Source organism: Fibrobacter sp. (genome assembly GCA_012523595.1).
Classification (GTDB): Bacteria; Fibrobacterota; Chitinivibrionia; order Chitinivibrionales; family Chitinispirillaceae; genus JAAYIG01.
The window spans coordinates 1-12,121 of the sequence record JAAYIG010000213.1 but is presented as its reverse complement, the minus strand read 5'-3'; the positions used below and the strand labels follow the sequence as shown (position 1 = coordinate 12,121).

Annotated in this window: 9 protein-coding genes; 8 read left to right on the top strand and 1 reads right to left on the bottom strand. The window is 42.0% G+C overall.

From position 1 onward, the window contains the following. Positions 1-549 precede the first annotated feature (549 nt). From GX089_15170 to GX089_15160, 3 genes are all read left to right on the top strand, one after another. Complete coding sequence (locus tag GX089_15170; GenBank protein ID NLP03834.1) at positions 550-3,015, top strand: carbohydrate-binding protein; 2,466 nt, start codon at positions 550-552, stop codon at positions 3,013-3,015. A 131-nt stretch (positions 3,016-3,146) separates the two neighbouring features. Next, a complete protein-coding gene (locus tag GX089_15165; GenBank protein ID NLP03833.1) occupies positions 3,147-5,291 on the top strand; it encodes a carbohydrate-binding protein in 2,145 nt (714 codons plus the stop codon). Between the two features lie 298 nt (positions 5,292-5,589). Next, positions 5,590-6,540 (top strand): LamG domain-containing protein, encoded by a 951-nt coding sequence (locus GX089_15160; GenBank protein NLP03832.1) that lies wholly within the window; start codon positions 5,590-5,592, stop codon positions 6,538-6,540. A 204-nt stretch (positions 6,541-6,744) separates the two neighbouring features. Here GX089_15160 and GX089_15155 read toward each other — a convergent pair whose 3' ends face one another. Next, entirely contained in the window at positions 6,745-6,972 is a 228-nt protein-coding gene (locus GX089_15155) for a hypothetical protein (protein NLP03831.1), read from the bottom strand. A 154-nt stretch (positions 6,973-7,126) separates the two neighbouring features. On the opposite strand from GX089_15155, the gene GX089_15150 reads away from it, so the two are divergent. From GX089_15150 to GX089_15130, 5 genes are all read left to right on the top strand, one after another. Then, positions 7,127-7,984, top strand: coding sequence for a TIGR02147 family protein (locus GX089_15150; protein ID NLP03830.1), 858 nt, complete (start codon positions 7,127-7,129; stop codon positions 7,982-7,984). Continuing rightward, entirely contained in the window at positions 7,981-9,603 is a 1,623-nt protein-coding gene (locus GX089_15145; GenBank protein ID NLP03829.1) for a DUF2341 domain-containing protein, read from the top strand. Before GX089_15150 ends, GX089_15145 begins: the two co-directional genes overlap by 4 nt. Before the next feature lie 201 nt (positions 9,604-9,804). Further along, positions 9,805-10,275 (top strand): Rpn family recombination-promoting nuclease/putative transposase, encoded by a 471-nt coding sequence (locus tag GX089_15140; protein NLP03828.1) that lies wholly within the window; start codon positions 9,805-9,807, stop codon positions 10,273-10,275. A 246-nt stretch (positions 10,276-10,521) separates the two neighbouring features. Beyond that, on the top strand, positions 10,522-10,737 hold the full coding sequence (locus GX089_15135; GenBank protein ID NLP03827.1) for a hypothetical protein: 216 nt from the start codon (positions 10,522-10,524) through the stop codon (positions 10,735-10,737). A 349-nt stretch (positions 10,738-11,086) separates the two neighbouring features. Continuing rightward, on the top strand, positions 11,087-12,121 hold a 1,035-nt coding region (locus tag GX089_15130; protein ID NLP03826.1), incomplete at its 3' end, for a hypothetical protein.

The following is a 12,121-nucleotide window of genomic DNA, read 5'->3' as shown; positions in this document are numbered from 1 at the left end:
GACTGTTGGAGATGTAGATATTCCTGCGCAAATTCCTGAACAATTTCGTATGGTATAAATATGGGCAGAAACACAATAAATACAACGAATTCAAGCCAATTTCATATTGGGAGTTCCGGATATAGCCCATTTTTTCACTCATAGTTTTCGTCCTCTTGCAAACATCTATTTGATAACTAACATGTGTCTGCTTAGAAAAGAGTGCTCTCACTAATATAATCTGTTTCTGTTCAGACTATCCATAATTTTGTATAATTAACCGCCCCTTCATACTTACATGGTAAACGCACTTTAAAACACTTATTGTAGTCCTCCTGTTCTATATATTTTCCGGCTTGATTCAAGTATCCTGAACAAGACATCCAATAATGTATTATATATAATGATAAGAAACTGATACTAATCAGGGAACACATCAGGAAGACTGAAAAAGTGGTTGATTTCATTAAATACTTGAGTTTCACTGCATTATGACCCCGTAAATACCAGCACAATTTATATGGCGAACACAAAGAAATTGAAGAAACAAACAGAAAGGGATGTAAAAAAATGAAGCCGCGTTACCGGTTTTTCCTATACACATTCATAACACTGTTTTTTCCTCTGCAGATTTATTCTGCTGTCAGTATGCCCAATGCTTTTTCCAACTCCATGGTTCTCCAGAGAGATATGAAAGTCAAGATCTGGGGTTCCGCTTCAAATGGAGAACAGGTAAGTGTAAGCATCAATGGACAGACAAAAAGCACAACAGCACAGAATGGATCCTGGTCAGTTTTACTTGACCCCATGTCTGCTGGAGGGCCTTATACCATGACTGTGAAAGGCACAAACACTGTCACAATTACAGATGTATATATTGGTGAAGTGTGGCAGTGCGCCGGGCAGTCCAACATGGATACACGTGTAAGTTATTATCCTCATTACAGTTCAATAATGAACAGTACAAATCTGCCGAAACTCCGTTTTTTAACAATTCGTCAGGCCGGCGGAGTCACCAACAATGTCTGGGAAACCTGCACTACACCCGCAAAAGTCGGTAAACTTTCCTGTCTGGGATTCTTTTTCGGGAAAGAATTGCTGGAAGCACTTGACAACGTGGCAATCGGCCTGATAGTGACTGCGGTTGGCGGTACCTCAATAGCCAGTTGGCTTGACCCGGCTACTGTAGCGAGTGACCCGAATATAAAAACCATAGATAACTCAGCCGGATCGATGTACAACTCCTGGGTCAAGCCGGTGGAGGGATATACTATACGGGGGACTGCATGGATGCAGGGAGAACAGGATAGATCCTCCGGCCTTGCAAACTATTATCAGGACAGACTGCCTCAGCTTATTAACGGATGGAGAAAAGTATGGGGAGTTGGTGATTTTCCTTTCCTTATTTGCCAATTAGCAAATTACGGAACAGTTCAGACCAGCCCGAATGAGTCAGCTACTTCCGCTGTAATCCGTGAAGCACAGCGGCTGGGCCTCTCAGTGCCAAATACAGATCTGGTCGTTTATATCGATATTGGCGACAGTCTCCATTTTGGAAATAAACAGGAAGCAGGAAGACGGCTGGCACTTCCTGCCAGAGCTAAAGTTTACGGTGAATCGAACCTGGTTTATTCAGGACCGCTGTTTATCGAAAAGTTTATCGACGGGTCAAAAATCCACTGCCGCTTTATACATACCGGAGGAGGATTACAGGCGAAATCAGGAGAGTTAAAAGGATTTGCTATTGCCGGCTCTGATAAGAATTTTGTATGGGCAAATGCTGTGATACATAATGATACAGTAACAGTTTCCAGTCCATCAGTACCCAACCCTGTTCATGTGCGTTACGCCTACGCAGGAAATCCCATCGGCAATCTGATAAACAAGGAGGGATTACCGGCTTCTCCTTTTACCACCGAAGGCAAACAACTGTCAATTACCAGATACACACTGGCAACTTCAGTATCTTCCGGTGAGGGAACCATTTCTCCATCAGGAGGAATCTATTTGCCCGAAGATACAGTTACACTGTCCGCAAATGCTGCAACCGGGTATATCTTTGACCACTGGACAGGAGATCTTTCCGGGAGCAGCAATCCTGTTAAGTTAGTTATGGATGCGAACAAAACTGTATCTGCGGTTTTCGTTGCTGATAACAAAACTTATTTCAGCATAAATACGCATATTTCAGGATTGGGAAGAATCGATCAAGTACCGTCAGGAACAAGAGTCGCAGAAGGTTCTCAAGTCAGTTTTAAAGCTACTGCTTCCAAGGGATGGAAATTTGCGGGCTGGAGCGGGGACTACACCGGAACAGGTGAAGAATACATCATCTCCTCTCTGAATAAGAATATCGATCTCACCGCACTTTTTATCCCTGAGAATCTCTTCCTTTACGAGGCTGAGGACGCAATAATTACCGATGGTGTAGCTGAATCGGTTAATGCCGGATTTTCCGGTACCGGTTATGCCAATGTCGACAACAAAATCGGCTCATCCATAGAGATTCCAGTCTATGTGGAACATGCAGGCCAGAGAACTATCACTATTACATTTGCCAACGGTTCAACTGCCGCAAGAAGCTTTACTATCCATGTAAATAGAGAAGAAGTAATTGCTTCCCAGGTATTTGAAGTAACAGGCGCCTGGACAACATGGAATAAGAAGGAAATTACCCTTACCCTCGTACAGGGAGTAAACACAATAAAATTCACTTCAAATGCTGCCGATGGCGGACCAAACATTGATAAAATTGAAATTGATAATCAGACCTCGATTTCAAAAGGTTACTTATCCGAGAAAGCGAGTTTCAAGATCAGATCAGGTAAACTGGAAATTACATGTCTAAGACCGACAGTTCCAGTCAGGGTAGATCTTTACAATATAAGCGGCCGGAAAATCTCCTGCTGGAATATCAGATCAGATAACAATTCCAGAGTATCGCTTCCACTTGGAAATCTCCGTAACGGCAATTACATAGTACATATAACTATGGAGAACTCTACAAATGTTCAGAGGCTCATGTTTGTACAGTAACATAACAAAAGAAGATCAGCCTTGTATCTGAATTACCTGTTCTTCTTAACAGATATTTTAAATACAATTAAGAAATCAATTCTATTTCCTATGCTGAGATCGATCAAATCATATAATCAGGAAAATCAACCATGAAATCTGTAAATCAAAGTTCTAATCAATTCAAGGTAGCGGGACTTAAGAGACTGACACTCATTATAATTATGGCAGCCATTTCCATTATGGTCTGGGCTCAGACAAGTCTTAAAATCACTATTATCGGCGATTCCACGGTCTGTAACTACGCGTCATCCAAATACCCTCAGGCCGGCTGGGGACAGGTAATCGGACAATTCTTCAAAACCGGGACTGTGACAATCAACAATAAAGCTATTGGAGGGCGCAGCACCAGGAGTTTTTACCAGGAGGGGCGCTGGGCAGAGATTGTATCTACTTTACAAAGTGGTGAGTATGTATTCATACAGTTCGGACATAATGACCGGGATTATTCAAAGGCAGAAAGATACACTGATACCACACAGTACAAGGAGTACCTGCGCAAATACGTTCAAGAGTCCCGCGCAAAGGGTGCAATTCCTGTACTGATAAGTCCTATGAACATGAATGCATGGAATGGAAATAATGTACGTGAAGTATTCCGTGAAGGGGCAAATAACTACCGTGGTGCGATGATTAATGTGGCAAATGAACTTAATGTCCCCTTTATTGACCTGGAGAAAAAATCAGTTGAACTTCAGAAACGGCTTGGTGCGACCTACTGCGCAAAATTTATCTATCTGGGCCTCGATGCAGGAGAATATCCCAATTTTCCCGATGGATCATCAGATGGTACGCACTTTCAGGAGATGGGTGCAAATTTCATGGCTAAATTTGTCTGCAGCGGGATATCTGAGCTTCAATCCAATCCCGATATGGCCAGACTGGCCGCGCTTCTAAAGCCGTTATATAAAATAAACGTACTGTCCAACAAGGCAAACACCGGAATGATTACTGAAAGCGGCACCACTTTTCCGGAAGGTGTATCCATTACTGTAAAGGTAAAGCCTAATTCCGGGGAAAAATTCCTGGGATGGGCTGATCAATCGGGGAAAACCGTTACAACCGAGACCAGATATACTTTCCAGATGAGTAACAGTGAAATCAGCTATACTGCACTGTTTCAAGGTGGTACACAGATGTATTCCCTCAGCACATCTGTTACTTCCGGTGAAGGAACAATCTCTCCTGCAAACGGGGCATTCGCTTCCGGGGCAAATGTAACTCTGACAGCAACTCCAAAAGAGGGCTTTATTTTCGACCACTGGGGCGGAGACCTTTCAGGTAACAGTAACCCTGCTGTACTGACCATGAATTCCAATAAAACGGTTTCAGCATTTTTCATTGCTGATAACAAAACCTACTATAACATAAGCACTGCAGTATCAGGTCTGGGAAGTATCACTCAGGTACCCTCAGGAGAAAAAGCGGTGGAAGGCTCACAGGTTGTTTTCACGGCATCCGCGGGCAAGGGATGGAAATTTGCAGGATGGAACGGAGATTATACCGGAACCGATGCAGCGTATACTATCTCCACACTGAATAAAAATGTCAACCTGACTGCGCAATTTATCCCTGAGAACCCCTACCTTTACGAGGCTGAAGATGCGTACATATACCGTGGTGTCGCGGAATCTGTTAACGCCGGGTTTTCCGGTACAGGCTATGCCAATGTTGATAACCAAACAGGATCATCCATTACTATCCCGGTCTACACTGAGAGCGCCGGACTTAAAACTATCACAATTACCTTCGCTAACGGCACTACCTCTACCAGAAGTTTTTCTATCAGTTTGAATGGAGAGGAAATAATTCCCTCCCAGACATTTGAAAGTACCGGAGCATGGACAACATGGAAACAGAAAGAGATCTCTCTTACCTTGAAGCAGGGTGTAAACGAAATAACTTTCACCTCAAATGCTGCCGATGGAGGTCCTAATATCGACAAGCTTGAGATCAGTTTCCAGACTTCTGTGTCCGCACTGAGTAAAACTTCATTCAAACCGGCAGTACGGTTCTCATCCGGTAAACTGGAAATTACATCACTCAGGCCGGGGATACCAGTCAAGGTGGGAATCTTTGATCTCCATGGCAGGCAGATTCTCAGCCGGACAATTAACACATCTGTGAATTCCAGAACAGTCTTTCCGGTTAATAATTTCGCACATGGTAATTATATGATACAGATTACAACAGGAGAAAACATACTGGTTTCAAAAACTTGTATTCTTGTTTATTAAATAAGAAGGGACGATTGATCTGTAAGGATAAATTAACACACAATCGTGTTTTAATTTATCCGGTTTCTTAAGGACTTTGGGAGATTCTCTTCTTCACAAATACCCAGACTTTCAGACCGGGTTGATAAATCCTGTTTTTCAGGGACATACATCCATACCTCAGTATTTAAGGTTTTAAACATATCCATTGCATCGACATCGGTTTATAAGCAATATTATATCTGCTTTCTGATATCCTAATCCAATCGCTTTGAATCAAGTTTTATGGTGTGCATCAATTTTCTGGAATGGAGAAACCATGAGACACTTTTATAATGCAATTCCGTTATTACTTCTGTTTGTTTCATGTCTTAACCTGTCTGAGGAGTATGGGACACGAACTGTTACCGTATTTTCCACCCAGGGAGGTGAGATAACCCCAACAATGAAAGTATTCAAGGGCGGTCAAACCTTCTTTTTCAATCCCGACAAAGATTATGTAGTCTATGACATCAGAGTAAACGGAGTATCTTACGGCGCTGTGAGATCTGTCTGGTTTGATCCTCTTCATGTGGATGAGACCTCAAAGGACACGATTGTCGCTCTATTCATGCCTGCTCCGGTTGCACACTGGTCTTTTGATTCTTCAAAACAAAACACTTTCTATGATGTAAGTGGAAACGGACACAATGCTGTCGATTCGAACAAAGCAAATCTTCAACTTGTAAATGGAGTAAAAGGCAAAGCTATTCACATGTCAGGGGATCAATTCCGGATCAAGGTTCCCGGAACAAAAGATAAGTTCGATTCTCCCACATTCAGTGTAGCTCTCTGGTTCAGATCCGATTCCTCGTTCCTGGCTTCAGCCAATTGGAAAAACCTGAAAAAGATTTTCCACTACTGTTCCGGCCATAATGGATTAATGTTAGGTGTCAATTGGGATGGTTTATTTGCATTTGCGGTAGACGGGCCTGAGAGCCAGGATGAGTGGCTTTATAGTAAAAGTATTCTGGAAAAGGAAATATGGTATTATTGTGTAGTAACCTACAATTACCAGGATGTAAATATCTATATCAACGGCAAAAAAGAGAATGGCAAAACAATGAGGAAATACACATCGAGTGAAGTAGATCTGGGCATTGGTAACACAGCTTACGGTGAAGATATGGGCCGGTTTAACGGATATATGGACGAGATCAGGCTGTTTGACACAGTATTGGATTCTGCGTTTATTGCTGCAGAGTATGAGTACCTGATACCTGAAGATTAAACTCTGCCCGTTTTAAAAGATTCCTGCAGGTATACTGCGTTAAATCAAATCATTGAAAAAAGCAAAAGAACGACTCATTGATGGGCTAAGTCAGAAAAAGACTTAGCCTTGAGTGTTTTCCTCTCTTTACGGGTTTTCTCCCTTTCCTCTTTTTTTAACTGGTATCGTAGTATAAAACTGAAATATTTCAGAGTGCGAAGCTGTTCAGCTATTGATGATATAATGTGCCTGTTCAAAGGTTATATCGATGAGCTCAGGCTGTTTGATACTGTACTGGATTCCGCGTTTATAGCTGCAGAATATGAGTGTATGAAACCAGAAGAACGATAGTTTCTCCTTACAGGAAAGAATATCAAATGTCCTTTCCGGAACCGATATTGACATCTTCCTGCGATACCGGTTCCGATCCCGATACAGAAAACCCGTTTCCATACACAAGAACCGGTTATACTTTTCGGCTTTTGATGTATAACTCACGATTTATCAATCAGTTACCCCGCTTACTGTATACATCATGTATACAAATTGTGCTTAGACCATGTCACATTTCTCTGTTTGTGAATAAGAAATGTTGTATTATATAAACATGCGGCCAATATTCCAATATATCGATTACCGGAAATATCTTGAATCATACTACAAGGAACAGAAAGAGAAAAACCGCTTCTTCTCTTATCGTTATTTTGCACAGAGAGCCGGTATAAACTCACCCTCTTTTCTAAAATGGATTATCGACGGGAAAAGGAATCTTACTCGTCCAGTGATAGAGAAATTCATCACCGCAATTAAACTTAATCCCAAGGAGGCAACTTACTTCCGCAATCTTGTCCTGTTCAATCAGGCAAAAACTTCTGAGGAAAAACAGGAACACTATGCAGTGCTTCGCTCCCTGTCAGCAAATGTAAAAGAGTCGATCCTTGCCGCAGACCAGTTTGATTATTTCTCGAAATGGTATGTGCCGGTAATCAGGGAGCTGATTACCCTGTATGATTTTCAGGATGATTTCAAGAAAATCGCTTCGATGGTAAAGCCGGCTATTCTTCCCTCAGAGGCTAAAGCAGCAGTAAAGCTTCTTCTGAAACTCAAGATGATAAGAAAACTTGATGACGGCACTTACAAACAGAGAGATTCGGTTCTGGTTGCGGACAGCAATGTCATTTCACTAGCCTTGCAGACTTTTGCCCTGTCTATGATCGATCATTCCAAGAGTGCTCTGAAAGATAAGAACTGTAAAGAAAGACATATATCCAGCATGACCCTGGGCATCTCATCTGCATCATACTCCCTGTTGGCTGCGGAATTAGAGGCATTTAAAGACAGGGTTAAAGCAATCGCAAGCAGGGATGAGAACAGTAATGTTGTTTACCAGATGAACCTTGCGCTGTTTCCGGTCAGTGAAAGCATCGATTCACCTGAAGAGATGAAAGGCACGGCTGATTTATGAGAAAGTACCTGATTTTTGTACTGGCATCGATCAGTCTGTTCCGTTGCGGACCATCACCGCTTTCCGGGGGTGTATCTGATACAGGAAATATCCGCGTTTCTGCAGTGATGTATAATCAGGATGGCAGTTTTGCCGCAGGCGTTCCGGTTACCTTATGTCCCTCAGATTATCTTGAGCTACCGGATGAAAATCAGCATAATAATGAAAAGAGAGTAACAGTGACCAATGATTCAGGATATTTCTGCATCGATTCTATGGAACCCGGCACCTACTCCATCGAGATAAATGACAGAAAGTCCTCAGCATTTCTTTTCCGGATAAATCTTGATTTATCCGACACTACAGCCGACACTTTACTCTCCGACACCCTGCGCCCTTACGCATCAGTAAAGGGTCAGATTACAGGAGTAAACAATTCTGCGCCACTCCATTGCAGTATTTATGGCTTGGAAAGGACTGTAAAAGTGGATACATCGGGAGTCTTTGAGTTCAAGGATCTTCCGGAGGGTGATTACGTCTTTGTAATCACGTCTGAAGACACCCTGTTTAATGCACTGGTTATCGATGATATAACAGCTATTGCAGGAGAGCTCATCGAGCTGCCTTTTGTCTCCTGGACAAATTCCAGAAAGCTTATTCTCAATACAAGTCCCTCCGGTGCAGATGTTGCGGGAACTGTAGCAGAATTCCCGGTTCTGGTACGTCTGAACAGTTCCAATTTCGATTTCTCATCAGCAGCTTCCGACGGCTCAGATCTTAGATTTACAAAATCAAACGGCAGACAGCTTCCGCACGAGATCGAATACTGGAATTCTTCATCGGGTCTTGCGAATATCTGGGTAAAGGTCGATACGATAAAGGGCAATGACAGCACACAGTACATTCTGATGTTCTGGGGAAAAAACGGTGTTCCTGAAGTATCATCCAGTACAACGGTGTTCGATACAACCGATGGCTTCCAGGGTGTGTGGCATCTATCTGATCTGGCCGAGGAAAAAGCTGTGGATGCCACAGTCAATCATCATGACGGAGTAGTATCATCTGTTAAATCAACCGCTGCTGTGATAGGCCAGGGTGGTGAACTTGATACTCCGATCAGCTATATAACATTTCAAGGAACGGCTGACGGGAAGCTTAATTTCCCTGAGAATAGCAGCTATACAGTATCAGCCTGGGTTTTCGCATTGGATTCCTCAAGCGGCTTTATAGTAGGAAAAGGTAATTATCAGTATCACCTCAGGATTAAGGAGGGCCATTGGCTTTTCGCCCAGTACACAAATCAACCTTCCCCATCCTGGGAATCGACCACCTGTCCAATTGATATCATGACCTGGCATCATGTAACCGGTGTAAGGGAGGGAGAGCGCCAGTATCTTTATATTGATGGAATCTGTGTTGATTCTACAATAGAACTGGTAACAGGTGATTCATCAAGGATGACCGATTTTGATGTTGAGATTGGACGCAGAAACGATCCGTTACGTGAAGATTCACAGCCTTTCAGAGGTATGATTGACGAGGTCCGCCTCAGCAGCATCGCACGAAGTTCCCACTGGATCAGATTGTGTTATATGAATCAGAAGAATGAAGGAAAGTTGGTCAGGATTGTTGAACGATAGCAGGTTAGATTTTTTACAATTTTTTCTTCTGTTTATCTACAGGTAAGCATCACAAATAATCAGCAATAAAGTGCCGGGAATAGTCATTTCAATCCACTCTTTCAACACGGTTAATAGTAGTTCGATCGAGAATTGTTACTGTTTTCTCATTTGTTTAATAATGAGACATTTTACATTCTGTCACAACATATATTCAAGCACATGCGACAGAAACACCACAGTTGGTTTGTTCGCATTTTTAGTTACCCTGTAGTTGTTGAAGATCTCCTTAGATCTTTTGTACATGATGATTTTGTAAAAAAGCTGGATTTTAAAACGCTAAAGAAACTGGACCCAAATTTTTTCCCTTCCTCAAGAAGTTCACGTCATGCCGATTTAATCTACGAGATTAGCTTTAATGATCAGCCCACATATATCTATCTTTTTATCGAATTTCAGTCTACGGTAGACAGGTTCATGGCTTTGCGGATGGCCAGGTACATGTTTGAGTTCTACGATGAACTACGCAGAAAAAAAGATCTGAAGCTTTTTAATCCGTCGTTTTCAGTTCTTATATATAACGGAGAGCCTGCCTGGCACGTTCCGGAAAGATTCAGTGACCTTTTGTATAAATCCTCAGTGCCCAAAGAGTACATTCCGGAGTTTAAGTATTTTAAAATTGCAATAAAATGAGATTCCCAGACGTGATCTAGTCAGGCTGCGTAATACGGTATCAGCAGTTTTCTACATTGAAAACCACAATCCAATTGAGCTAAGCAAAAACTGGGATGAACTGGTTGGTATTTTGAAGGAGGTGATAGATAGAACCTGGGGAATAGAATCGTACAAGAAATAATAAACCGGATTTTTCAGATATATAAAATACCTGAAGATTCAAAATTAATTACAGATATTGATAGTTTAGGGGAGGTTAAAAATATGCTCGAAACGAAAGCAAAAGAGTGGGAAAAAGAAGTGTTAGAAAAGGGTATCGAAAAAGGAATTAATAAAGGAATTAATAGAGGAATTGAGCAAGTCGCTTTAAACATGATTAAGCATGGCGAATCGGACAAAAAAATCACCCTTTATACAGGTTTATCAATAGAGCAGATTACAGAAATTCGCAAAAAATCAAATGAAAAAACCGGTAAATAAAAAGATGAAAAGCCCCTAAAAAGAAAGGTCCATCATATCCCCCACCCCCAAGTTCACAGCATGCCGGTGTTTTAACAATGCCCATAGAAAGCAGGGTTTTTGTATCCTCTGCTTGAAGAAAGGCAGTCTTCTACAATATCAACCAGAAAATTCCGTTTAAAGCAAATCGAGCCCTTTATTCTAACCTGTAAATAACACCTGTACAAAACAAAAACAGTCCACCCCTGGTTCCATCTTTCTTCCACAACAAAAGTTTACCATTGATAACGACGTCAATATATATTATAGTTTGGAATAATTCTTTGTCAATGTACCTCAAATCAGTCTAACGAATTTCCTTGGAGAAAAGATGAGATTATCTACTCTGCTTGTCTTTATCGCATCTTTTATCATTGCCCTGTTAGCATATTGCAGTACGAATACCGGCCAGACTCCTACCGGACCCGGTAATATGACAGATAAGGGAAGCGAAGTTTCCCTCGATAAGAAAAGCAGGGCAGCCAAAGCAGTTACTATAGAAGGAGCTGCAGGTGAAATTCTTACTATTGACAGCGCAACGGTTATTCTCAGGCAGAATAAAGAGGGAATCTGGGAGTCTCTTCCATCAGGAGCCAAACTCACTATTGCACTGACCAGCACAAGTGGACAAGCAACACTTCCTTCCGGAGCAACCAGGATAGCATCTTTTACCATTACTGCTTCAATAAACGGAGAAAATGCCGAACTGATGTTCATTTCCGGCTCGACATCACCTTCTTCACCAATGCCTAACACCGGAGCAAGCGTAAAGATCAATCTTTCAGAGATGAATATAGACCCGGGTACTGAACTCAGATTTTATAAGGTTTCAAACACAGACACTCTGAAATATGTAAGTTCATGGATTGTCGATGTACCATCGATTACACTATCTAAAAAGATATCTGGTGCCGGTTCACAGGATGCATACCTTCAGCCGGGTGGTACAGGAGAATATGAGTTTTTCTACGATCCCATCCTTAATTCCACATCTGCCACAATGCCAACATCCGGAGTCTATTGGAACACATATTCCAATATACCTGATACAAGCTATAATATAGGTGAAGTAGTATTTGACGGGCCATATTTTGCAGGTTATATCCACCTCACAGAGCCCAGTACCGCTGAGATTCTGGCTCAGGGATCGTTTGCCCCTGATGTCAATTGTATAACCTACAAGAGCCAACATGATGGAGTTCAATACTGGATGGAAAGGGTCCAGGAGAAAAATGGAAGCACATCTTCGATAAAGATCGCCAGTACCGCGGCCAACATTCCCTGGCTGACACTACACATGCATTCGGTCAAATCAGGCAGATGCTATTACAGTGTTTACAATCTCAGACCCGATGGGGGTGTTCAT